The sequence below is a fragment of the Duganella rhizosphaerae genome, assembly GCF_040364205.1.
In the GTDB taxonomy this organism is placed as follows: domain Bacteria; phylum Pseudomonadota; class Gammaproteobacteria; order Burkholderiales; family Burkholderiaceae_D; genus Rugamonas; species Rugamonas rhizosphaerae.
In genome coordinates this window covers 1-24,173 of sequence record NZ_BPWK01000001.1, presented here as the reverse complement: position 1 = coordinate 24,173, position 24,173 = coordinate 1, and the positions used below count along the sequence as shown (strand labels likewise).

The window sequence follows — 24,173 nt, the reverse complement described above, 5'->3', positions numbered from 1 at the left end:
GCGCACAAGGCGCGTCAGGAAACCGCCGCTCCCATTCGACCGGGAGCGGCACTGCGGAACACTGCTACCTCAAGCTCAGAAGGTGTAGCGCGCGCTGAACTTCACGGTGCGCATCGGGCCGCCCACCGAGTTTGGCGTGCCCAGGTTCTTGTTGTCGCCACCCAGGCGGTTCTGCGGATTGCCGGGGCCACCGCCCCAACCATCATAGCCGCCGTAATTGACGCTGTTGAACAGATTGAGCACGTCGGCGCGCAGCGATACATTGCCAAAGCGGAAACCGACCTCCTTCGACAGGCCGACATCGACCTGGTGGAAGGCGCTGCCGTTACCCTTGGCCGATACACAGTGATCGAAGCCGGTCGAGCAGTCCGTGATGCGGTAAGGCAGGCCGGAACCCAGCGTCAGCTTCCCGGACAACATCACCCCGAACGGCAGCAAGCCGTCGCTGACGCCGGCCATCACCAGGCGATGGCGTTCGACATCGGTCGACGGATGCCAGCCCGAGGTATTGCGGCCGTAGGTCCAGTTGAAGATATCGTTGGTCCATTCCTTGTTGGTGGTCTCGCCACGGCTGTAGGTATAAGTCGCGCCCAGGCTCCAGGTGGAAGCCTTGGTGTACGGCTTGTCCATCTTCAGATAGGCCGCATCGGTCTTCGCCTCGGTGATGAAGTCACCCAGGATCAGCGTGCCGAAGCCAGGCATCGAGCCCCACAGCGGATCGATCGGCGAGGCCGTGCCCCAGCCGCCCTTCGGATCGCGATTGCCGCCGAACCAGTTGAACTGGTTGTGGCTGCGCGAGTTGGTGTAGCCCGCCTCGCCGTTCCAGATGCCCAGCGCCTGGCGCAGGCCGAAGCTGAACTGGTCGGTGTAGGCCATCTTGTGATCGCTCTTGATCATCCAGACCTCGCCGCCCGGCTGCGCGTTCTTCTGCGATTCGTCCAGCGCATGGTTGGCGATGGTGCGGTCGTAGGCCCTGCCCCAGCCGGCGAACAGCACCGAGGCGCGGTCGCCCTTGATGTCGTAGGACAGGCCGAGGCGCGGCGCCCACGCCCCCTTGAACGGCTTGCGGTTGCTGCCGTTGCTGATGTAGTCCTTGATGTTGATGCCGCCCTTGGCCAGCGACTGCGCATACGTCTGGCCGGCGGGCGCGCCGTCGCGCGGATCCTGCAGGTCGAAGATGGCCACGCGGTCGGCCGGCGTCACGTAGCTGTTGTTGAGCATATTGTCTTCGTAGTCGTAGCGCAGGCCGAGGTTCAGCAGCAGCTTGTCGCTGGCCTGCCAGTCGTCCTGGAAGTACACGCCGTACTGGTTGTTGGCAAATTCGACGCCGCTCGGCGGGATCGCCTTGTCGGTGCGGATCACGCTCGCCAGGCCGGTCACGGTGTCGATGCGCTCATAGATCTGGTCGACCGCGCGCGCGGTGCCGGACAGGTCATAGCTGATGTGCTTGACCTTGACGCCGCCCTTCATCGTGTGGCCAGCCATGCCGGTGTAGGTCAGGTCGTCCTGCAACAGCGTGCCGCTCTGCTGGCGGAACTGGTTGTTGGGCGAGCCGCCGACGATGATCACGTCGACGATGTTGTTGTCGGTATTGCTGGGTGAGACCTGGTACTTGATGTACGGCGTGTTGGCGTTCGAATGTGGATTCCAGCTGTATTTTTCGTAACCCAGGCGCGCCTCGTTGAGCCAGCGGTCGTTGCTCCATTCGTGCTTGAAGTCGAAGCGGTCCTCGTCGTTGCTGCGGTTGAGGACATTCTCGGCCACGCTCAACTTGGCGTCTTCCGGCACCAGGTCGGTCTCGCGGCGCATGCGGGCGGTCGCCTCGACGCGCTGGTCGCGGTCGATCTGCGCATCGACCTTCAACAGGAACAGGTTCTCCTTGAACGACGACACCGCCGCGCCCTGCTGCGCCAGCAATCCCGGCACCACGCCGGCATTCGGCAGCAAGTCGGTACGCTGCGCCACCACCTGGCGCGGGCTGTCGATCTTCTTGCCTTCGTAGGCGAAGAAGAAGTGCGCCACGTCCTGCTTGATCGGACCGCCCAGCGTCATGCCGTACTGGTCCTGCGACGATGCCGGCCGCGAGATGCCACCGCGCTCCGCGCTCTTCTGAAACGGATCGAGCGCGGTCAGGTTGGTGCCGGTATGGTCCCAGAACACGTCGCCGTGGAACTGGTTACCGCCCGACTTGGTGACGGCGGTGATCGCCGCGCTGGACACCTGGTCAAACTCCGCCTTGTAGTTCTGCGAGATGACCTTGTACTCGGCCACCGCCGATTGCGGGAAGGGATTGCCGCGGCTGGAATCGATGCCCGAGACGCCGCCGCGCAGGATGTTGTTCTTCTGGCTGACGCCATCGATGAAGACGTTGACGTTGTCCTGGTTCTGCGCGCCGCTCTGCACCTTGACGTTGCCGCTGCCGTCGACGTTGAAGCGCACGCCGGGCGCGAGGTCGGCGAAGGACAGGAAGTTGCGCGTCACCTGCGGCAGCTTCTCGATCTGCTCGCGCGAGACCGAGGTGCCGACCTCGGAGCCGGCGACATCGCGCCGCGTAGCCGAACCGGTGATGACCACCTGCTGCACCCCGCCCTGCAAGGCCAGGTTGACCTGGCTGGTCTGGCCGACGCTGACGGTGACCAGCTCCGCCTTCTGCTCGCCGACCTTGATCTGGTAAGTGCCGGGAGCGACGCCGCTGAGCACATAGCTGCCATCGGCGCGCGTGGTGGTGCGGTAGACGTAGCCGTTGAGCTGATTGGTGGCCGTCACCGCGGCGCCTGCCGACGGCGCCGCGTTGGCGGCCGTGACCTGGCCCTGGATGGTGGCGCTGCTCAGTTGCGCGCCGGCGTGGGGCGCGGCCAGCAAGGCGGCGGCCAGCGAGGCGGCCATGATGGAAAGGCGGAATGCGGGCAACTGCCGTGGATTTGTTTTCATGTTTGTCTCCTGATTTTTGTTGTGTACATCTAGGGCATGAAGCGGAACTGCGGGTTATGTGGGTGTGCCGTCTCCCGTCGAAGCGCGCGCCACCAGCTCGGCGCCCAAGGTCTGCGCGGTGGCGGACACGCTGCCCGGCTGGCCGATCTTGGCGACCAGGCTCTCCAGCGCCTGCACGCCCAGATCGGCAATCGGGACTCGCACGGTGGTCAGCGCCGGGCTGACATACCGCGCAATCGGAATATCATCGAAGCCGGCCAAGGCCATGTCGCGCGGCAGTTGCAGGCCGCCCTGCTTGAGCGCCAGCAGCGCGCCGATGGCCATCATGTCGTTGGCGGCGAACAGCGCGTCGGGACGCTGGTCCGCGCTCATCTCCAACAGCAGCTGGCCGACCGCCTGGCCTGACTGCTCCGAGAAGTCGCCTTCGTAGACATGTGCGGCGGCGCCGGGCGCCAGTTCGGCCAGCGCGGCGCGGTAGCCGCGCAGGCGCTCCTGCGCCTCGAAGTTGCCGGAGGGGCCGGCCAGGAAGGCGATGCGGCGATACCCGCCCGCCACCAGGTGCGCCACCATGGCGTGCGCGCCGCTGTAGTTGTCGACCGAGATGGATGGATACTGGGTGCCGCCGGCGGCGGTGTTCATCAACACGATCGGCAGGTCTTCCGGCAGGTTATCGGACAGGAAGGCGGCATCGACGTGCGGCGACATCACCAGCAGGCCGTCGACGCGGCCGCGCATGGCGCGGATCGCCAGCGCCGCTTCGTCGGCGTCGCCATGCAGGCTGGAGACCATCAGGTGCAGGCCGCGGCGACGGGCGGCGCCGTCTATGCCGCGTATCATCTCCGAGAAGAATTCGCCATACAGGTCAGGCAGCAGCACGCCGATGGTGTTGGTGAAGCTGGTGGTCAGGCTGCGCGCGCCCACGTGCGGCATGTAGCGCATGCGCTTGACCACGGCCAGGATGTGCTTGCGGGTGTCGTCGGTGATGCTGGCATGGCCGTTCAGCGCGCGCGAAACGGACGCAACGGAAACGCCCGCCTCCTGTGCCACATCCTTGATGGTGATCGCCATTGAGTGCTTTCATGAAAATGTAACCGGTTACATTACGATCGAAAAGAAAACCGGCTACGTTTTTTTGAAAATGTAACCGGTTACATTCGACAGCGATAAGTCTACTCGCGTTTTGTCGAGGCTGTAAAGCGATTTTCATAACATTGCGCGGCACTGCGCGTGCCCGCCCCGCCGCCCTGCTTAAAGCGTCTTGACGAACTCGCGTATGCCGCCCAACAGCATCTCAACCGACATCGCGGTCAGGATCAGGCCCATCAGCCGCTCGAAGGCCGTCATCACCTGGGGGCCGAGGACCTTCTGCAGCTTCTCGGCGCTGAGGAACACGGCCAGCCAGACCACGCCCACGGCCGCCAGCGCGGCAACGTGCACCAGCACTTCGCCGGTGCTCTCGCGCGAGAACAGCAGCACCGTGGCCAGCGCCGACGGCCCTGCCAGCGCCGGAATCGCCAACGGCACAATGAAGGGCTCGCCGCCTTCAGTGCGGCCCAGCACGCCGTCCGGGTGCGGGAAGATCATGCGGATCGAGATCAGCAGCAGGATCACGCTGCCGCCGATGCGCAGCGACACTTCCGACAATTGCAGCGCGGTCAGGAAATGGCGGCCGAAGAACATGAAGACCAGCAGCAGCACGAAGGCGATCGCGCATTCGCGGATGACGATGCGCGAACGGCGCGCCACCGGCACCGGGTTGAGCACGCTGGCGAACAGCGGCACGTTGCCGAACGGGTCGGTCACCAGCAGCAGCAGGATGAAGGTCTGGAAGAAGTTCTGGGTCATGGCATCCCTGTGTCAAATGAAAAACGGGAGCCGAAGCTCCCGTTTGCAGTGTACCACCAGATTCGGCTTATGCCGATTTGCGGCGGCGTGCTACCACACCCATCAGGCCCAGGCCAGCCAGCAGCATGGCGTAGGTTTCTGGCTCAGGTACTGGCAGCGCGTAGGTGTAAGTCACGTTGGCGTAGCCGTTGAAGGCCGTCACGCTCAGCGATTTGGTGTTGCCCGACGTGCCGTTGAAGGCCGAGGTGGCGGTGCCGGCCAGATTGGCGTGCACGGCGCCAGCGCCGGAGAACAGCGCCAGCGTGCCGGCGTCCGAGAACACTGCCGAGTTGCTGAACAGCGTGGCGCCAGGGGCGTAGGTCGCGCCCGACAGGCCGCCGTAGTTGGCGACGCCGTCAAACGCCGCTTCGACGAAGCTCTTGGCAACGGTACCTTGCAGTACCACCAGCGTGCCGGTCGCAGCGCTCAGCACCAGCTTTTCGCTGGCGCTGGCGGTGATCGTCGAGCCCGAGCTGGTGCTCAGGTTTTCCACTTTCAGCGTTGGCGTGAAGGAGCTGAACAGCTCAACTTTCACCGATTGCAGGGTGCCCAGCGTGGTGTTGAACTTGGTCAGGTCCAGTACGCCGTTGCCCACTTTGGCGTTGGCGATGACGTTGGAATTGACGGTGACGGTTTGGGTGGCTGCCTGGGCAGCGGCAACGCCGCTGAGGGCCGCGATGGCGACGAGGGTTTGAGTCAGTTTTTTCATGTTCTATCCGTAGTATGGTCCGGGGTATCGGCAGGCGTATCGTGTTGGTACAGCTCAGGCCTTGCGCGATTTGCGCTTGGCTGCGACGCCTACCAGGGCCAGGCCAGCCAGCAGCATGCCGTAGGTTTCTGGCTCAGGTACCGGAGCGGTGGTGTAGGTGTAGGTCACCTTGCCGTAGCCGCCGACCGTGGTCATGAAGTCTGCTTCGACGCTATCGCCGTTGGCCTGGGTGTAGGCCTTGGCGGCGAACAGCGTAGCGACGTTGCCGTTGCCGGTGAACAGCGACAGATCGCCGGCGCCGTTGAAGCTGGCGCTGTTCGACATCGTAAAGGCGTTGTTCAGGGTCAGGGTGCCGTTGCCGTCGATGGTCGCATCCTGGTTCAGCACTGGGGCCGAAAACAGCGCCAGGGTGCTGTGGTCCGGACGGTTCAGCCAGACGTCCACGCTCAGGCTGACAGGAACGGTGATCGCGTCGTCATTGTAATTGGTCAGGTCAACCTTGCCGGCTACGTCGGCGAACAGATCGAACTTAACGGAGGTCAGCGTGCCCAGCGAGGCGTTGAACTGTGCGAAATTCAGCACGGCGTTCAGGTCGGTCTGGGTGCTGGCGATGACATTGCTGGTGAAGGTTTGGGTGGCGGCCGATGCGGCGGCGGAAACGAAGCAACCTGCTACGAAGAGAGCTTGTGCAATTTTATTCAGATTCATAAATGTTCCAATTCAGATTATTTTTTCTTGAGGGGAATTCTTTCTGCCCAGCTAAACTACATGGCGTGGCCAAAAAATCGTTTCCGCCAAACCTTAAAGCTATCTTAACACAAAATATCCTAATTGCATTTCTTTTTGCACATCTAACAGATTCAATTTACAACTTTTATTGCCTTAAAGAATATATTCGTTGTCTACGACATACAAATAAAAAAAGCGGCCAGTGGCCGCTTTTCTTTGGAGCAATAAACGCAGTGTATTCGGCGTTTAGTTGCCGCTTTCGCCCTTCTTGATCCATGCCGCCAGCTGGTGCGGACGGATGCCGTCGTAGTCTTCGAACGGCTGGTGGATCCATGGGTTGTGCGGCAGTTCTTCCATCTGGTAGTCCGGCTTGAACACCGAGCTGCCCTTGGTCCAGATCACCGCCGAACGCACTTCGGTCACGCCTTCGAAGTTGTCGGTCAGATGCTTCATCACCTTGACCAGCGTGACGCCCGAATCCGCCAGGTCGTCGACCAGCAGGATGCGGCCGCTCAGCGGGCCCTTGGTCATCGTCATGTACTTGGCGATGTCCAGGTCACCGCGCACGGTGCCGGCTTCTTCGCGGTACGAACTGGTCGACAGAATCGCCAGCGGCACGTCGAAGATGCGGGAGAACACGTCGCCCGGACGCACGCCGCCGCGCGCCAGGCACAGCACCTGGTCAAACTTCCAGCCCGACTCGTGCACCTTGAGCGCCAGGCGCTCGATCAGGCGGTGGTATTCATCCCAGGAGACCCAGAGGTGTTTGTCGTTCGTTTGTGGGGTCGTCATTTGCAAAATCCTTTGATTACTCGAATGGATGACGCAGCACGATCGTTTCCTCACGATCCGGGCCGGTCGATACCATGTCAACCGGCACGCCGACCAACTCTTCGATACGTTTGATGTAAGCGCGGGCCGTGGCCGGCAGCGCCGCCAGCGACTTGGCGCCCACGGTGCTGTCGGTCCAACCCGGCATTTCTTCGTACACCGGCACGCAACGGGCGGCTTCTTCGGCGCCGGACGGGAAGATGTCCACGGCCACGCCGTCGATGGTGTAGCCGGTGCACAGCTTCAGCGTTTCCAGGCCGTCCAGCACGTCCAGCTTGGTCAGGCACATGCCCGTCACGCCGTTGATCTGTACCGAACGACGCAGCAGCGCCGCGTCGAACCAGCCGCAGCGGCGGGCGCGGCCCGTCACGGTGCCGAATTCGTGGCCCACTTGCGCCAGGTGATGGCCGACGCCTGCATCGGTAGGCAGTTCCGAAGGGAACGGGCCGGAGCCGACGCGGGTGGTGTAGGCCTTGGTGATGCCCATGATGTAGTGCAGCATGTTCGGACCGACGCCGGCGCCGGCGGCGGCATTGCCGGCCACGCAGTTCGACGAGGTGACGAACGGATAGGTGCCGTGGTCGACGTCCAGCAGCGAGCCCTGCGCGCCTTCGAACAGCAGGTTGGCGCCGGCCTTGTGCGCGGCGTACAGCGCGCTCGAGACGTCGGTCACCATCGGGCGCAGGCGCGGCACGTAGGCCAGCGCGTCGTCCAGGGTCTTCTGGTAGTCGACCTTGGGCGCCTTCAGATAGTGTTCCAGCACGAAGTTGTGGTAGTCCAGGTTTTCGGCCAGCTTCTCGGCGAAACGGGTTTCGTTCAGCAGGTCGGCGACGCGGATCGCGCGGCGCGCGACCTTGTCTTCGTAGGCCGGGCCGATGCCCTTGCCGGTGGTGCCGATCTTGGCTTCGCCACGCTTGGCTTCACGCGCCAGGTCGAGCGCCGAGTGGTAAGGCAGGATCACGGGAGCCGCGTCCGACACCTTCAGGCGCGACGCGACTTCGACGCCGACCTTTTCCAGCTTGTCGATTTCGCGCAGCACGTCCGGCACCGACACCACCACACCGTTGCCGATGTAGCAGGCCACGCCCGGGCGCATGATGCCCGACGGGATCAGTTGCAGCGCGGTCTTGACGCCGCCGATGACCAGCGTGTGGCCGGCGTTGTGGCCGCCCTGGAAGCGGACCACACCTTGTGCATGATCGGTCAACCAGTCGACGATCTTGCCTTTACCTTCATCGCCCCATTGGGTACCGATGACGACGACGTTTTTTGCGTTTTTCTTTGACATCACACTAACCTAAGTTTTTAAGAATCCAGTTGCTACCATTATCATCGAGGACCAGAGCGCGATCGCACTCGAACTCGTCCAGTTCGTTGCTGTGACCCGGCATGCTTTGGATCACGACTTCGCCGGACTTGCGCAGTTCGGCGATTTTTTCCTTCAATTCCGGCGCATTGCCCCACGGCGCGCGGATCGAATGCTTGCGCTCCGCGGTCGGCAACAGGCGCGCCAGTTCGCGCAGGTCGAGCGAGAAGCCGGTGGCGGGACGCGCCCGGCCGAAGGCCTCGCCTACGTGATCGTAACGGCCGCCGCGCGCCACCGCGTTCGGCAGGCCCGGCACGTACAGCGCAAACATCGCACCGCTTTCGTACTGATAGCCGCGCAGGTCGGCCAGGTCGATCGCCACTTCGGCGCGATTGATGGCCGAGGCCGCCAACGCTGCCAGTTCGGCCAGCGCCTTGCTGATGCCCGGCAGGTCCGGCAGCACTTCGCGCGCGCGCTTCAATACTTCGACGTCGCCGTACAGATTCGGCAATGCCAGCAGCGCGTCGCGCACCACCGGCGAATAATGTTGCGCCAGCGCCTGCAGGCCCGGCACGTCTTTGGCGCGCAGCAGCAGGTACAGCTGGGCTTCATCCTTCAAGGCCGCGGCGTCGCCTTCGAGGATGGCGCACAGCACACCGACATGCGTCAGGTCCAGCCGCACCTCGGTGAAGCCGGCCAGGGCCAGCGACGCCAGCGCCAGTTCCTGGATCTCGGCATCCGCCTCCAGGCCGGCGTGGCCGTAGATCTCGGCGCCGATCTGCAGCGGCTCGCGGGTGGCGTGCAGGCCCGACGGACGGGTATGCAGCACGCTGCCGGCGTAGCACAGCCGGGTGACCGACTCGCGGTTCAGCAGGTGGGCGTCGATGCGCGCCACCTGGATCGTCATGTCGGCACGCAGGCCCAGCATGCGGCCCGACAGCTGGTCCACCAGTTTGAAGGTGCGCAGATCGGTATCCTGGCCGGCGCCGGTCAGCAGCGACTCCAGGTACTCCAGCAGCGGCGGCATCACCAGTTCATATCCGTACAGACGGAAATTATCCAGCATCAGACGACGCAACTCTTCGATCTTGCGCGCTTCCGACGGCAAAACGTCGGCGATATTCTCAGGCAAAAGCCAATTCGGCATGGGGAGGCAGTTTAAAAATGAACAATGTGGCGCACGCGCCGAGGCCCGTGAAGCGGAAGGCCGAACCTGATATTTTACGCGAAAATGCGTTGCGGGAGGGGAAAAAGATACACCGGATGTCATCGCCGCGCAGGCGGGAATCCATACTGACTATGGATTCCCACCTTGCGGGAATGACTATACAACTTATTTTTTGGCAGCAGCCGCTGCCGGGCCGGCGGCGCCGGAGCCCTTGAAGTACTTGAAGAAGTCCGAGCTCGGATCCATCACCATCACATCGCTGCGATTCTTGAAGGTGGCGCGGTAGGCTTCCAGGCTGCGGTAGAACTTGTAGAACTCCGGGTTCTTGCCGAACGCTTCGGCGTAGATCGCCGAGGCCTTGGCATCGCCCTCGCCGCGGATCTGCTCGGCGTCGCGGTAGGCTTCGGCGATGATCACGGCGTGCTGGCGGTCGGCGTCGGCGCGGATCTTCTCCGATTCGGCGTTACCGGTCGAACGCAGTTCGTTGGCCACGCGCATGCGCTCGGCCTTCATGCGCTCGTACACCGAGTTGTTGATCTGCTCGACATACTCGACGCGCTTGAGGCGCACGTCGATGATCTCGACGCCGATCTGCGACGATTCCGCCACCACCTTGGCGCGGATCGCCTCCATCACCTTGCCGCGCTGGCCGGAGATCACTTCGCCCACGGTGCGCTTGGTGATTTCCTCGTTCAGCGCCGCCTTGACGATCTGCGACATGCGGTCGCGGGCGCGACCCTCGTCGCCGCCGAAGGTCACGTAGTACAGCTTGGGCTGGCTCTCGGCGCGGCCGATGCGCCACTTGACGAAGCTGTCGACCAGGATGTTCATCTTCTCGGCCGTGATGAAGCGCTCGGCGTCCGGGGTCTCGATGGTCATGATGCGGTTATCGAGGTAGACCACGTTCTGGAACGGCGGCGGCAGTTTGAAGTGCAGGCCCGGTTCGCGGATGACTTCCTTGATCTGGCCCAGCGCGAACACGATGGCGTACTTGCGCTGGTCGACCACGAACATGGTGGACGACAGCAGCAGGAACGCGACGAAGGCCGCAATGAGGGTACTGGCTATGCGGTTCATTAACGACCCTCCCGTTCACGTAAGGCGTCGCGGGCGCGTGAATCGCGCTGGCGACTGACTTCCACCTGCGGCATCACTTCGGCCGGCAGCGCGGACGTCGACGGCGAGGCGGCAGCCTGCGAGGCGGCGCGGGCGGCAGCGGCGGCGCTGTCGGTGGCCGCGGCCTGGGCGATCATTTTATCCAGCGGCAGGTACAGCATATTGCTGCCGGACTTGGCGTCGACCATCACCTTGCTGGTGCTGGTGAAGATCTGCTGCATGGTTTCCAGGTACATGCGGTCGCGCGTGACGCCCGGCGCCTTCTGGTACTCGGCCAGCACCTGCTTGAAGCGCGAGGCGTTACCGGTGGCGTTCTCGGTGATCATCGAGCGATAGCCCTCGGCTTCCTGCAGCAGGCGCGAGGCGCTGCCGCGTGCTCTTGGGATCACGTCGTTGGCGTAGGCCTGGCCTTCGTTCTTCTGGCGCTCGCGGTCCTGCCCTGCGCGCACGGCGTCGTCGAAGGCGACCTGCACCTGCTCCGGCGGCTGCACCGCCTGCAAGGTCACGTTCGAGATCAGCACGCCGGAAGCGTAGCGGTCGAGGATCTGCTGCATCAGCTGCTGGGTTTCGAGGGCGACCTTGTCGCGGCCCTCGTACAGCACGAAGTCCATCTTGTTCTTGCCGACGATTTCGCGGATCGAGGTCTCGGCCACCTGGCGTACGGTTTCCTCCTCGTCGCGGTTGTTCACCAGCCAGGCCACCGGGTCTTTCAGCTTGAACTGCACGGCGAACTGGATGTCGATGATGTTTTCGTCGTCGGTCAGCATCAGCGATTCGCGCGCCTGCTTGTTCTTGATGTTGCTGCGGTAGCCGATTTCCACCATGCGCATCTGCGAGACCTTGACGGTTTCGTCGCTCTGGAACGGATACGGCCAGCGCCAGTTGAAACCGGAACCGGTCACATGGCTGATCTTGCCGAAGGTGTAGACCACGCCGGCCTGCCCTTCCTGCACGATGAAGGAACCGCTGGCGAGCCAGATCAAGCCGATCACGGCGCCGATCGCGCCGGCGGTGGCGCGCATGCCGGCCAGGTCGGGACGACCGCCGCCGCTGCCGCCGTTGCCGCCGCCGTTACCGTCGGGACGATTCTTCTGACCGAAGAAGCTGTTCAGGCGCTGATTGAAATCGCGCCACAGCTGCTCCATGTCGGGCGGCCCGTCGCCGGGCTTCTTGCCTTCATTGGCTTGCGGCTTGCCGTCTTTTTTGCCCGAGCCCCATTGGGGATCGTTCAGCGACAGCTTCAGGCCGAGACGTTTCATAAGTGACGAGACACGCATTAGTGTGATCCGACATGAGTGAGGGTGGGACTGCTATCCGGTTCCGCTGCGGGTTCAGCCGATTCTTCGTCTGCTTCAGCATCGACGTGGTAGGCCTGATTGAGCCGGGCACCCGGCGCGTTCTTGGCCCATTCGACGATGGCGCCGCGCAGAAGGTCGGTGCCCTGACCGGTGCGGGCGCTGAGGAAAACGCGGGAAATCTTATCATATTCATCCCGCTCGACCGACGGCTCCAGCCCCGCGGCGTCGATCTTGTTCCACACCAGGATCTGCGGGATATGGTCGGCGCCGATTTCCTTGAGCACCAGGTTGACCTGCTCGATCTGCTCCATGCGCACCGGCGACGAAGCGTCGACGACGTGCAGCAGCAGGTCGGCATGGATGGTCTCCTCCAGCGTGGCGCGGAACGCCGCCACCAGCTGGTGCGGCAGCTCGCGCACGAAACCGACCGTGTCCGAGATCACCACGTTGCCCACTTCCTGCCCCATGTACACACGGCGCGAGGTGGTGTCCAGCGTGGCGAACAATTGATCTGCGACATACACGCCGGCCTTGGTGACGGCGTTGAACAGCGTCGACTTGCCGGCATTGGTATAGCCGACCAGCGACACCGAGAACGTCTGGCTGCGGCCGCGCGAACGGCGCTGGGTTTCATGCTGCTTGCGCAGCTTGTCCAGTCGCGCGCGCAGGGCCTTGACCCGCTCGCCGATCAGCCGGCGGTCGGTCTCGAGCTGGGTTTCGCCGGGGCCGCGCAAACCGATACCGCCCTTTTGACGCTCGAGGTGAGTCCAGCCGCGGATCAGGCGCGTGGCCAGATGCTGCAGCTGGGCCAACTCCACCTGCAGCTTGCCCTCGTGGGAGGCGGCGCGCTGGGCGAAGATGTCGAGGATCAGGCTGGTGCGGTCCAGCACCCGGATGTTCAGGCGCTTTTCCAGGTTGCGCTGCTGGGCAGGCGACAGGGCGTGATTGAAGATGACGATTTCGACGCGGTGATCCAGCACGGCCAGACCGATTTCATCGGCCTTGCCGCTGCCGACGAAATAGGCGGCGTCCGGGGACGAACGCTTGGCCGTGATCGTCGTCACCGGTTCCGCACCTGCCGAGCGCGCCAGCAGGTTCAGTTCCTCGACGCTGGCGGCAAAGTCGCCCTGACCGAAATCGATACCGACTAGAGCTGCGCGCATACGACGGTCAAGGCTGAGCGAGTTGAGAAGAAGCTGTGTTGCAAGCGCTTATTCCGCTTCGGATTCAATGTTGAGGTTGACGGCGCGTGCCGGTACCACGGTGGAGATGGCGTGCTTATAAACCATCTGGGTCACGGTGTTACGCAGCAGTACGACGTACTGGTCGAACGATTCGATATGGCCCTGCAGCTTGATGCCGTTGACCAGGTAGATCGAGACAGGAACATGCTCTTTGCGCAAGGCATTGAGGAATGGGTCTTGTAACAGTTGCCCTTTGTTGCTCATAACAGCTCCATTTTATGTTGTTGTGTTGGAATTGGAGGCGGAACGCTTAATTTCAAGTACGTGGCCCAGCGAAAGTCAAACTATTTTCGCTGAAACACCGTTCGCCACGCCGGGAATGGTGCTTCTAAGCCACTGTAACCTGTTTTTGCCTTTTTTGCAGGGCGCACCTGCAAAAAAAACCGCTTATTTCGACTGAGTTTTGGCGAATGGATTCTTACCGGTGCGCAGTTCGATGCGCAGAGGCGTGCCCACCAGCTGGAAGGTGTCGCGGAAATGCTTTTCCAGATAGCGCTTGTACGGCTCGCCGACCGCGTCCAGGGCATTGCCGTGGATGACGATCACCGGAGGATTCATGCCGCCCTGGTGCGCATAACGCAGCTTCGGACGGATCGAACCCTTGCGGCGCGGCTCCTGCTTCTCCACGGCCTCGATCAGGGCGCGGGTCAGCTTCGGCGTCGACAGGTTGCACATGGCGGCGGCGTAGGCCGCATCAACCGACTTCATCAGTGGAGCGATGCCCTGCGACTTCAGCGCCGAGATGAAGTGCATCTTGGCGAACGACAGGAAGTCCAGCTTGCGGTCGATGTCGATCTTGATCTCGTCGCGCTCGTCGGTGCGCAGGCCGTCCCACTTGTTGACGGCGATCACCAGCGCGCGGCCGGTCTCCAGCACGAAGCCGGCGATGTGGGCGTCCTGCTCGGAGATGTCCTGCTGGGCGTCGAGCATCAGCACGACGACGTTGGCTTCCGAGATCGATTGCAGCGTCTTGACGACCGAGAACTTCTCGATCGCTTCGAACACCTTGCCGCGGCGGCGGATACCGGCGGTGTCGATCAGCGTGTACTGCTTGCCTTCGCGCTCGAACGGAATCTCGATCGAATCGCGGGTGGTGCCCGGCATGTCGAAGGCGATCACGCGCTCTTCACCCAGCAGGGTGTTGATCAGCGTGGACTTGCCGACGTTGGGACGGCCGACCAGCGCCAGCTTGATGCCGTGCTCGGTCTTTTCCAGTTCTTCGGGATCGTCCGGACGCTGGGCGAAGGCCAGGTCCAGCGCCTCCTCCACCAGGTCGGCGACGCCGTCGCCGTGTGCCGACGAGATCGAGTAAGGCTCGCCCAGTCCCAGTTCGTAGAAGTCGGCGACGACCGCGGTGTAGCGCATGCCTTCCGACTTGTTCACGACCAGCATGACCGGACGGCCGCTTTTACGCAGGAAGTCGGTAATGGTTTTGTCATGCGGCGTCAGGCCCTGGCGGCCGTCGACCAGGAACACGACGATGTCGGCTTCGGCCACGGCCTGCTTGGTCTGCAGCGCCATCTGATGCATGATGCCTTCCTTGGCGACCGGCTCGAAGCCGCCCGTGTCGATGACGAGGAAGGGACGTTCGCCGACACGGCCCTCGCCATAGTGACGATCGCGCGTCAACCCAGGCAAGTCCGCCACCAGCGCATCGCGCGAGCGGGTCAGACGATTAAACAAGGTCGATTTCCCTACATTGGGTCGACCCACTAGTGCGATTACCGGCTTCATTTTATTACTCGACCGCGAGAGCGGTCACTGTCCCTGATTGGGTTTGGAAAATCAAATTCGTGCCGGCGATGACAGGGTCCGATTGGATCGGGCTGCCGTCGGTCGCGGCGCGACCTATTAATGCGCCATCTTCCCGTGACAGGAGATGGACATAACCCTGGTAGTCGCCCACGGCAATTGCACGGCCGTAGGAAACTGGCGTCGACAGGCGGCGGTAAGCCAGCTTGTCGTTCTTCCAGGCGTTGCTGCCGTTTTCACGGCTGTAGGCTGCAACTTCACCTTTGTCGTCGGAGACGAATACAAAACGCTGGTCCACCGCCACGCCCACGTCGGACGAGGCAGGCTTGCTCCAGTGCGGGGCGCCGGTGATGGCGTCGTAGCAGGCCACGCGGCCCTGGTACGACACGGCGCAGACATCTTTTTCCAGCACCACCGGGGTGCCGGCGATGTCGGTGACGCGTTCCAGCTCGGTGGCGCCGCGCGGTTCGCCGACCACCACTTCAAAGCGCTGCAGGCCGGTGGCCAGCACCAGCGCCAGCAGCTTGCCGCCCGGCTGGGCCACGTACACATTCGGACCGTTGACCACCATGCCCGGCGCGTTGCGCAGGGTCAGGGCCGGCGTGGTGCGGGTGACGTTCCAGCGCTTGGCGCCGGTCTTGGCGTCATACGCGGTGATCAGGTTGTCGACGCTGCGCACGATGACCATGCCGCCGCCCACCACCGGCGACGACAGCACTTCGCTCGACGCCTGGCCTTTCCACAACTGCTTGCCGCTGGCGTCATACGCGAGGATAACACCCTTGACGCCGCCGACCACGACCACTTCGCCGTCGGTACCGACGCCGGCGGTCAAATCGGTGCCGGTCTTGACGCGCCATTGTTCCTTGCCGGTGGCCACGTTCAGGCGCGCCAGCGCGCCGTCGGCGTCGGCCACGTACAGGCTGTCGCCGGCCAGCGCCGGGGTGAAGACGGCGGTGCCGGCCTTGCCCATCGAGTATTTCCAGACCGTCTTGGGCGTCGTGCCGCCCTTCAGCTCCACCAGCGGCGCCGGCAGGTTCTTGGTTTCTTTGGACGAGAACAAGGAACAACCGGCCAACATCGCAAACACGCTTGCAGCAATAACTTTTTCGGTAATACGCATAAATTTTCAACCTTGATCGTTACGTACATCGTCGCCCCCGCGAAGGCGGGGGTCCATGCTGAATATGCTCAGCATGGATTCCCGCCTTCGCGGGAATGACGCTGGGTTATGCGGCGTCCTTGGCGGCTGGCACGGAGCCGCCGATGGCTTCGAACTTCAGCTGGATCAGCTGACGGCCCGGGTTCTTCTTGTCGGTCGCGTCCAGCGCGGCCTGGTAGGCGGCACGCGCTTCCACCAGCTTGTTCTGCGCGACCAGGATGTCGCCCTTGCGGTCGGCCACGGAGCCGGCGAACTGCGGCGCAGATTCAGCTGCACCAGCCAACACCTTCAGCGCTTCATCGTAGGCTTTCTCGTCCAGCAGCAGGCCGGCCAGGCGCACCTTGGCCACCGCCTTGAACTCGTCGCCGCCATGCTCCGCCGCCCATTGCAGCTGGGCCTTGGCCGATTTCAGGTCGTTCGCTTCGAAGCTGCTCTTGGCCGCCACCAGTGCGCTCATCGAGGCGTAGGCGGTGTTGCCGAATTTGCTTTCCATGTCGCCGGCGGCGCGCAGCACTTTGGCGTTGTCTTTCGCGGTCACCGCCGCCTGCACTTCGTCGTACAGCGCCGCCGCTTGCGTCGCCTGGTTGCGCTGGTAGTAGTTCCAGCCGGTGAAACCCGAATACGCGGCCAGGCCGGCGATCAGCACCCACGAGGTCAGATTGCCGTACTTGTCCCACCATGCTTTGAGGGTTGCAATTTGTTCTTGTTCTTCGAGATCGTATGCCATGTCAGTTCGTCTGCTAGAGGTTAAATAAACGCGGGTTATTGAAAGTACGGCTTAGTGATTGCAATGCTCGTCGTGCACGTGGTGGTGATGGTCGCCGCTGTCGGTGATCTGGTCGACCACGAAATCGACGACGTCGTCGAACGGCACCGTCGACTGCTGCGACGCGCCCTCTTCCGCGCGCATCGCCTTGACGCTGGCGGTGTGGTTGGCCACTTCGTCTTCACCGATGATGACGGCGAACGAGGCGCCGCTGCCATCGGCTTTTTTCATCTGGGTCTTGAAGCTGCCAGGGCCGTTGGCGGTCGAGGCGTGCATCACCACGTCCAGGCCGGCGTCGCGCAGGCGCTCGCCCAGCACGAAGGCTTGCAGCTGCGCCGCCTCGCCCTGGTGCACCAGGTAGACGTCGCACTGGTCAGGCGCGGCCGGCTCGCCGGCTTCCTTCATCAGCTCCAGCAGGCGCTCGATGCCCATCGCGAAACCGACGGCGGGCGTCGGCTTGCCGCCGAAGGAGGCGATCAGCGGATCGTAACGGCCGCCGGCGCACACGGTGCCCTGCGAGCCCAGTGCGTCCGTCACCCATTCGAACACGGTGCGGTTGTAGTAATCGAGGCCGCGCACCAGGCGCGGGTTGATCACGTACGGGATGTTGTTGTGGTCGAGGATCTTGCGCACGCCGTTGAAGTGGGCCAGCGATTCCTCGCCCAGGTAGTCCAGCAGCTTGGGTGCGGCGGTGACGATTTCCTGCAGCGCCGGATTCTTGGTGTCCAGGATGCGCAGCGGGTTGCTGTGCAGGCGGCGCTTGGCTTCGGCGTCGAGCACGTCCTCGTGCTGTTCCAGATACGCGATCAGGTCGACGCGGTGGCGCGCGCGCTCTTCGGCGTCGCCGATCGAGTTCAGTTCGAGGCGGATGTTTTCCAGGCCCAGGTCGTCCCACAGGCGGCGGCACAGCATGATCATTTCGGCGTCGATGTCAGGACCGTTGAAGCCGACGGCTTCGCAGCCGAACTGGTAGAACTGGCGATAGCGGCCGCGCTGCGGACGCTCGTGGCGGAACATCGGGCCGGTGTACCACAGGCGCTTGGGGCCTTCGTAGACCAGGTTATGCTCGATCACCGCGCGCACCGTGCCGGCCGTGCCTTCAGGGCGCAGCGTCAGCTTGTCGCCGTTCATCGAGTCTTCGAACGAGTACATTTCCTTTTCCACGATGTCGGTCACGGCGCCGATGGCGCGCGCGAACAGCGCGGTGTTTTCCACGATCGGCGTGCGGATCTGCTGGAAGCCATAGCTCTGCACCACCGATTGCGCGGTGTTCTCGAACAGCTGCCACAGATGCGAGTCGGTCGGCAGGATGTCGTTCATGCCTTTGACGGCGACAATTTTTTCAGTTTTGGACATGTTCTTTGCTGTAATTCTTCTTGACGTAATTGAGTACGATTTCCTGGAACTCTACAACGATGTTCTCACCGCGCAGCGTGGCGAATTTGGCGCCGTCGACGAACACCGGCGCGGCCGGCGACTCGCCGGTGCCCGGCAGGCTGATGCCGATGTTGGCATGCTTCGATTCGCCAGGGCCGTTGACGATGCAGCCCATCACGGCCACGTTCATCGCCTCCACGCCCGGATAGGTCTTTTTCCACTCCGGCATCTGGTCGCGCAGATAGGTCTGGATGTTGTCGGCCAGTTCCTGGAAGGTGGTCGAGGTGGTGCGGCCGCAACCCGGGCACGCGATCACCATCGGCGTAAATTTGCGCAGGCCCATGGTCTGCAGGATCTCCTGGCCGACCACGACTTCCTTGGTGCGGTCGCCGCCCGGCTCCGGCGTCAGCGAAATGCGGATGGTGTCGCCGATGCCCTCTTGCAGCAGCACCGACAGCGCGGCCGTCGAAGCGACGATGCCCTTGCTGCCCATGCCCGCCTCGGTCAGGCCCAGGTGCAGCGGATAGTCGCAGCGCCTGGCCAGTTCGCGGTACACGGCGATCAAATCCTGCACGCCCGAGACCTTGCACGACAGGATGATCTTGTCGCGGCCCAGGCCCAGTTCTTCGGCGCGCACGGCGTTCTCGATGGCCGAGGTGATCAGCGCCTCGTACATCACCGCCTGCGCGGACCACGGCTCGGCGCGGCCGGCGTTTTCGTCCATGATGCGGGCCAGCAGCGCCTGATCCAGGCTGCCCCAGTTGACGCCGATGCGCACCGGCTTGTCGTAGCGCGCGGCCACTTCGATCATCTGCGCAAACTGCGTATCGCGCTTGGCGCCCTTGCCGACGTTGCCCGGATTGATGCGGTACTTCGACAGCGCCTTGGCGCATTCCGGATAATCGTTCAGCAGCGTGTGGCCGTTGTAGTGGAAGTCGCCGACCAGCGGCACGTCGATCTCCATCTTGTCCAGCTGTTCGCGGATGTACGGCACCGCGGCGGCGGCTTCGGGACGGTCCACCGTCAGGCGCACCAGCTCCGAACCGGCGCGCGCCAGCTCCTTGATCTGAATCGCGGTCTCGATCACGTTGGCGGTGTCGGTATTGGTCATCGACTGCACCACCACCGGGGCGTCGCCGCCCACCCAGATCTTGCGCTGGCCGTGCATCACCAGCACGCTGCGGCTGGCGCGGCGATTCAATGGTCCCGAAGGAATAGCTGTTTGCGTTGAAGACATGATGGTTGTACTCGTACTTATTTTATTTGATGTTCACGCGTGAAATCGTACCGCCGGCGACCGGCGGCAAGGCCAGCGGCGCGCCGCCCAGCGTGGCTTCCACGCCGCTCGGTTTGCCGACGATCAGCAGCGCCGGATCCTTGATATCGAAGGTCTCGGTGTTGCCGGCTTTCACCAGCCGCGAAATCAGCGGCGTCGTGCCCGGGCGGCGGATTTCCACCCACGAATCCTGGGTCACCTTCAGCACCAGCTGGCTACCGCTGGCTGCCACCGGAGCGGCGGCCGGCGGCGACACTTGCGCAACCGGCGCGGCCGGCGCCGGTGCCGGCGCTGGAGTCGTAGCCGCCGGCGTCGTCGCTGCTGGTGCGGCATCCGCCGGGGCGCCTGGCGGCGGCACCGAAATCAGCGGCACACTCGGCGACTGCAACGGCGCGCTTTCCTGGCCCGGCTTGGCGATCGTGGTCTCGATCGGCGCAACCGCCACCTCGGCCGGCTTCGGCAACTCGGCGGTCGCGCTGGCCGGTGCTTCCTTGTCCGAGCGCTGGAACAGCGTGGCCGGAATCAAACCGGCCTGGTAGGCATAGACGCCGGCGGCGGCAACCACCACCACGACCGCAACGCCCACCAGCCACGCGGCCGGGCCGGGCGAACGGCCCGTCATCGACGGGAAGCGCGACTCGGTAAAAGTGGCCGCGATTTCCTTGCGCGGCGGCGCAGCTTCGTGGCTGGTCGGCGAGATCACTTCGATCATCGCCACCAGCGGCGTGGCATCCATCTTCACAACCTTTGCGTAGGCGCGCACAAAGCCGCGCACCACGGCCATATTCGGCAGCGCGGCGTAGTCGCCCGCTTCCAGCGCCTTGACCTGGCGCGGCGCCAGCTTCAGTTGGTCGGCAATCTGTTCGACCGTCAGCCCCATCGCTTCACGCTGGGCTGCCAGTTGTGCTCCGGGCGTGGCCAGGCTGCTGCCCTGGTCCTTTGGCGGTTCTGCCCACTCTGAATTCATTGGTATCCCTGTCTCACTCATCAAACGCCCCACGTTGATAAGCAGCATACTCGGTCGAACCGGGGTGGTGGCGGCGCAATTGCGTCGCCCAGCTGGTTTCCGCACCCGTGTCGCCCACTTTATGCTGCACCTTAATCCCGAGCCACAGCACATCGGCCGTCAGGCTCTCCATCTTTGCCACCTTGTTCAGACGGGTAATGAAGAAATTGGCGCGCACATAGTCGCGCTTTTCAAAATAAACCCGCGCCAGATTGGCGTTGGTGGCCGGCAGGTCGGGCGTCAACTGCAAGGCTTGCAGCAGATAACGCTCCGCGCTGGCGTAATCCTTGATCTTCAATGCACAGGAACCGGCGTTGTTCGCGGCGTTGGCCGGCGAACGGTAGGCACGGTTGCCCAGGGCCGCGTCGAACAGCGGCAGCGCCTCGGCCACGCGGCCGGCCTGACACAGGAAGGAGCCGTAATTGTTGGCCAAATCCGGATTCGCCGGCGCCAGCTTGCGGGCGCGGACGAAGTTGTCCTCGGCCAGGCCCTGCTCGCCCATCGCCTGGTAAATCAGGCCGCGCATGCCGTAGCCGTCGGCGTAGTTCGGATCGGCGGCCAGCGCCAGCTTCACCTCGTCCAGCGCGAAGGTGTACTGCGCCTGCTCGAAGTAGCCGACCGCCAGCTGCATGCGGATCTCCACCTTGCGCTGGGCGGCGGTCTGGTCCGACACGGTGGTCAGCTCGGCCTGGCCGCTCTTGCCGCGTTCAGGTCCCGACGACGCACAGCCGGCCAGCGCCCCTGCGGCGCACAAGGCGACGAGGCTGAGCCGGCTACGCTGCGCCAGGAAGGTCATCAGGAACGGATCTCCACGATCTTGCCGAAGTCAGCGCCGAATTTCTGCTGGTACTCGGCCATTTTTTCCATGCGCTGGGCGACCTTGGTGCGGTCCTGGACTTCGCCGGCCAGCTGGCCGCAGGCGGCGTCGATGTCGTCGCCGCGCGTCTTGCGGATGGTGGTGACGATGCCGCCGTCGACCAGGATCTGGGCGAAGGCCTTGATGCGCGGGTTCTTGGAGCGCAGCAGGCCCGATTCCGGGAAGGGATTGAACGGAATCAGGTTGAATTTGCAGTTGACGCCGAACTCGCGGTCCTGCACCAGGGCCAGCAGTTCACGGGCGTTCTCGTCGGAGTCGTTGACGCCGTCGAGCATGCAGTACTCGAAAGTGATGAAGTCGCGCGGCGCAAATTCCAGGTAGCGCTTGCAGGCGGCCATCAGCTCTTTGAGCGGGTATTTTTTGTTCAGCGGGATCAGGCTGTCACGCAGCTTGTCGTTCGAGGCGTGCAGCGAGACGGCCAGCGCCACCGGCACTTCCTGCGACAGCTTGTCCATCATCGGCACCACGCCGGAGGTGGACAAGGTCACGCGGCGGCGCGACAGGCCGTAGGCGTTATCGTCCAGCATCAGCTTGAGGGCGGTGGCGGTCGGCTCGAAGTTCAGCAGCGGCTCGCCCATGCCCATCATGACCACGTTGGTGATCTGGCGCTCGCCTTTCGGGCCGGGCTCGATGCCCTTGGTGCGGCGCAGTTCGAATTCCGCCATCCACAGCTGGCCGATGATTTCGCCGACGGTCAGGTTGCGCGAGAAGCCTTGCTTGCCGGTCGAGCAGAAGCGGCAGTTGACGGCGCAGCCGGCCTGGGTCGAGATGCACAGCGTGCCGCGGTTCTCTTCCGGGATGAACACGGTTTCGACCGCGTTGCCGTTGCCGACGTCGACCAGCCATTTGCGGGTGCCGTCGGTGGACGTGTGGTCGCTGATGACGGCCGGCGCCGTGACGTGGGCGCGGGTTTTCAGTTTATCGCGCAGCGACTTGGCCAGATCGGTCATGCTGTCGAAATCCGACGCACCGAATTGGTGGATCCAGCGTTGCAGTTGCTTGGCGCGGAACGGCTTCTCTCCCAACTCGGCGCAGTAAGCGATAAGTTGCGCGGGATCGAAGTCCAGCAAGTTGGTCGAAGTAGCGGTCATATTCAGGTTCAAAACAGTACTAATCATTTTTTCCGTTTCCGCACCGCGGCGCGGAAACGGATCTACTAAAAATTACTTACCGAAGAAGTAAGCGATTTCAACTTGGGCGGCTTCGACAGCGTCGGAACCGTGAACAGCGTTAGCGTCGATCGAATCGGCGAAGTCGGCGCGGATGGTGCCTTTTTCAGCCTTCTTAGGATCGGTGGCGCCCATCAGTTCGCGGTTTTTCAGGACTGCGTTTTCGCCTTCCAGAGCCTGGATCATGACAGGACCGGAGACCATGAAGTCAACCAGATCCTTGAAGAAGCCGCGCTCTTTGTGTGCTGCGTAGAAGCCTTCAGCTTCTTCACGCGACAGTTGCTTCATTTGAGCAGCAACGATCTTCAGGCCAGCGCCTTCGAAACGGCTGTAGATTTGGCCGATTACATTTTTTGCAACTGCGTCTGGTTTGATGATCGACAGGGTGCGTTCGATTGCCATTTAAAAAACTCCAATAAAAAGAAAGGTTTAAAACAAAATTGATAACTCAATCAACCTTTGATTTTACCATAGAACACCCCATATACCGAGAATCGGGCGTAGATAAGCTTGCAAGAGCGGCCATATATTAGGACTATGGCCAGATTAAGCCATCTTTAAGCGGGTTTTTGGGCCTATTTTGCGCATTTTTACCCCGGCGTGCTATCCTTTTGGCAAGCGGTATTCGAATCACTATGAAGGAGGTTCCTTATGAACAACATGCAAAACACCTACGACCTGGCGGGAAGCCGCCGTTCGGTGCAGCACGCCGTGCTGCGCAACACCTACTGGCTGCTGGCGCTGTCGATGGTGCCGACCATTTTCGGCGCGGCGCTGGGCGTCTCGCTGCACCTGCCGCTGGGCGGCGGGCTGATGGCGCTGCTGTTCCTGGCGGTGGCCTTCGGCTTCATCTGGGCGATTGAAAAGAACAAGGATTCCGGCCTGGGCGTGGCCCTGCTGCTGGGCTTCACCTTCTTCATGGGACTGATGCTGACGCCATTGCTGTCGCGCATCCTGGGCTACTCCAACGGCGGCTTCCTGATCATGACCGCGTTTGGCGGCACGGCGACGGTGTTCGCGGTGCTGGCGACCGTCGCCACCGTCTCGAAACGTGATTTCTCGGGCATGGGCACCTGGCTGTTCGCGGGTGTGGTGGTGATTTTGCTCGCGTCGATCGCCAACATCTTCCTGCACATCCCAGCGCTGGCGATTGTGATCTCGGTGGTAGCGATCGCGATCTTCTCGGCCTACATCCTGTATGACGTACAGCAGATCATCAACGGCGGCGAGACCAACTACATCCGCGCCACGCTGAACATTTACCTGGACGTGTACAACATCTTCGTCAACCTGCTGTCGCTGCTGGGCATCTTCGGCGGCAACCGCGACTAAGCGAACCTGCAACACCCTCGAAAGCCGGCCCAGCGCCGGCTTTTTTTATGATGGGGTCAGGTCTGACATTCGGACACGGCCTCTGCCGTAGCGGCTGTTACGGCAGAGGCCGTGTCCGAATGTCAGACCTCGTATATTGAGCATACCGCATCTCCATCGGATAATAAGGACGTAGGTGCGGTCAGGCGGAGTGACGCTGATCAGACTTAGTGCCATAGAGCCCGTGGGTCAGATAGGTGC

The 24,173-nt window shown here is 62.9% G+C and carries 22 protein-coding genes; 1 reads left to right on the top strand and 21 read right to left on the bottom strand.

The genetic code is table 11. From position 1 onward, the window contains the following. Positions 1-75: 75 nt before the first annotated feature. From RUGAMON1_RS00110 to ndk, 21 genes are all read right to left on the bottom strand, one after another. Positions 76-2,931, bottom strand: a complete 2,856-nt coding sequence (locus tag RUGAMON1_RS00110) for a TonB-dependent receptor (protein ID WP_445228594.1) — start codon at positions 2,929-2,931, stop codon at positions 76-78. A gap of 54 nt (positions 2,932-2,985) precedes the next feature. Then, entirely contained in the window at positions 2,986-3,999 is a 1,014-nt protein-coding gene (locus tag RUGAMON1_RS00105; RefSeq protein WP_445228593.1) for a LacI family DNA-binding transcriptional regulator, read from the bottom strand. Between the two features lie 180 nt (positions 4,000-4,179). Next, positions 4,180-4,776: a MarC family protein gene (locus tag RUGAMON1_RS00100; protein ID WP_070268658.1), complete on the bottom strand. Its 597-nt coding sequence runs from the start codon at positions 4,774-4,776 to the stop codon at positions 4,180-4,182. A 67-nt stretch (positions 4,777-4,843) separates the two neighbouring features. Further along, positions 4,844-5,524 (bottom strand): choice-of-anchor E domain-containing protein, encoded by a 681-nt coding sequence (locus tag RUGAMON1_RS00095; protein ID WP_445228592.1) that lies wholly within the window; start codon positions 5,522-5,524, stop codon positions 4,844-4,846. A 54-nt stretch (positions 5,525-5,578) separates the two neighbouring features. After that, entirely contained in the window at positions 5,579-6,232 is a 654-nt protein-coding gene (locus RUGAMON1_RS00090; RefSeq protein WP_445228591.1) for a choice-of-anchor E domain-containing protein, read from the bottom strand. A 267-nt stretch (positions 6,233-6,499) separates the two neighbouring features. Then, positions 6,500-7,045 (bottom strand): phosphoribosyltransferase, encoded by a 546-nt coding sequence (locus tag RUGAMON1_RS00085; protein WP_217945404.1) that lies wholly within the window; start codon positions 7,043-7,045, stop codon positions 6,500-6,502. Positions 7,046-7,061: 16 nt separating this feature from the next. Further along, the gene (locus RUGAMON1_RS00080; RefSeq protein WP_445228590.1) at positions 7,062-8,372 is read right to left on the bottom strand and encodes an adenylosuccinate synthase; all 1,311 of its coding nucleotides are present in this window, start codon (positions 8,370-8,372) and stop codon (positions 7,062-7,064) included. A gap of 4 nt (positions 8,373-8,376) precedes the next feature. After that, entirely contained in the window at positions 8,377-9,537 is a 1,161-nt protein-coding gene (locus RUGAMON1_RS00075; protein ID WP_445228589.1) for an ATP phosphoribosyltransferase regulatory subunit, read from the bottom strand. 186 nt (positions 9,538-9,723) lie between these two features. Continuing rightward, positions 9,724-10,635: a protease modulator HflC gene (gene hflC, locus RUGAMON1_RS00070; protein WP_445228588.1), complete on the bottom strand. Its 912-nt coding sequence runs from the start codon at positions 10,633-10,635 to the stop codon at positions 9,724-9,726. After that, positions 10,635-11,933, bottom strand: coding sequence for an FtsH protease activity modulator HflK (gene hflK / locus RUGAMON1_RS00065; protein ID WP_445228587.1), 1,299 nt, complete (start codon positions 11,931-11,933; stop codon positions 10,635-10,637). Before hflK ends, hflC begins: the two co-directional genes overlap by 1 nt. Before the next feature lie 17 nt (positions 11,934-11,950). Beyond that, positions 11,951-13,135 (bottom strand): GTPase HflX, encoded by a 1,185-nt coding sequence (gene hflX / locus RUGAMON1_RS00060; protein WP_445228586.1) that lies wholly within the window; start codon positions 13,133-13,135, stop codon positions 11,951-11,953. Positions 13,136-13,183: 48 nt separating this feature from the next. Further along, complete coding sequence (hfq, locus tag RUGAMON1_RS00055; RefSeq protein WP_008450615.1) at positions 13,184-13,420, bottom strand: RNA chaperone Hfq; 237 nt, start codon at positions 13,418-13,420, stop codon at positions 13,184-13,186. 183 nt (positions 13,421-13,603) lie between these two features. Beyond that, positions 13,604-14,950, bottom strand: a complete 1,347-nt coding sequence (gene der / locus RUGAMON1_RS00050) for a ribosome biogenesis GTPase Der (protein WP_445228585.1) — start codon at positions 14,948-14,950, stop codon at positions 13,604-13,606. A 4-nt stretch (positions 14,951-14,954) separates the two neighbouring features. Next, the gene (gene bamB / locus RUGAMON1_RS00045) at positions 14,955-16,091 is read right to left on the bottom strand and encodes an outer membrane protein assembly factor BamB (protein ID WP_445228584.1); all 1,137 of its coding nucleotides are present in this window, start codon (positions 16,089-16,091) and stop codon (positions 14,955-14,957) included. A 106-nt stretch (positions 16,092-16,197) separates the two neighbouring features. Further along, entirely contained in the window at positions 16,198-16,857 is a 660-nt protein-coding gene (locus tag RUGAMON1_RS00040; RefSeq protein ID WP_445228583.1) for a YfgM family protein, read from the bottom strand. Positions 16,858-16,908: 51 nt separating this feature from the next. Then, on the bottom strand, positions 16,909-18,252 hold the full coding sequence (gene hisS, locus RUGAMON1_RS00035) for a histidine--tRNA ligase (protein WP_445228582.1): 1,344 nt from the start codon (positions 18,250-18,252) through the stop codon (positions 16,909-16,911). Continuing rightward, entirely contained in the window at positions 18,239-19,510 is a 1,272-nt protein-coding gene (ispG, locus tag RUGAMON1_RS00030) for a flavodoxin-dependent (E)-4-hydroxy-3-methylbut-2-enyl-diphosphate synthase (RefSeq protein ID WP_445228581.1), read from the bottom strand. The genes hisS and ispG overlap by 14 nt, the downstream gene beginning before the upstream one ends. 22 nt (positions 19,511-19,532) lie before the next feature. Beyond that, positions 19,533-20,516 carry a helix-turn-helix domain-containing protein gene (locus RUGAMON1_RS00025; protein WP_445228580.1) on the bottom strand — a complete coding sequence of 328 codons (984 nt, stop codon included), beginning with the start codon at positions 20,514-20,516 and terminating at the stop codon, positions 19,533-19,535. 13 nt (positions 20,517-20,529) lie between these two features. Then, complete coding sequence (gene pilW / locus RUGAMON1_RS00020; protein ID WP_445228579.1) at positions 20,530-21,351, bottom strand: type IV pilus biogenesis/stability protein PilW; 822 nt, start codon at positions 21,349-21,351, stop codon at positions 20,530-20,532. Next, positions 21,351-22,523 carry a dual-specificity RNA methyltransferase RlmN gene (gene rlmN, locus RUGAMON1_RS00015; RefSeq protein ID WP_445228578.1) on the bottom strand — a complete coding sequence of 391 codons (1,173 nt, stop codon included), beginning with the start codon at positions 22,521-22,523 and terminating at the stop codon, positions 21,351-21,353. Before rlmN ends, pilW begins: the two co-directional genes overlap by 1 nt. A gap of 72 nt (positions 22,524-22,595) precedes the next feature. Next, complete coding sequence (gene ndk, locus RUGAMON1_RS00010) at positions 22,596-23,003, bottom strand: nucleoside-diphosphate kinase (protein WP_020701986.1); 408 nt, start codon at positions 23,001-23,003, stop codon at positions 22,596-22,598. A 249-nt stretch (positions 23,004-23,252) separates the two neighbouring features. Between ndk and RUGAMON1_RS00005 the strand changes: the two genes are divergently transcribed. Further along, complete coding sequence (locus tag RUGAMON1_RS00005; RefSeq protein WP_445228577.1) at positions 23,253-23,933, top strand: Bax inhibitor-1/YccA family protein; 681 nt, start codon at positions 23,253-23,255, stop codon at positions 23,931-23,933. The last annotated feature ends 240 nt before the right edge of the window (positions 23,934-24,173 follow it).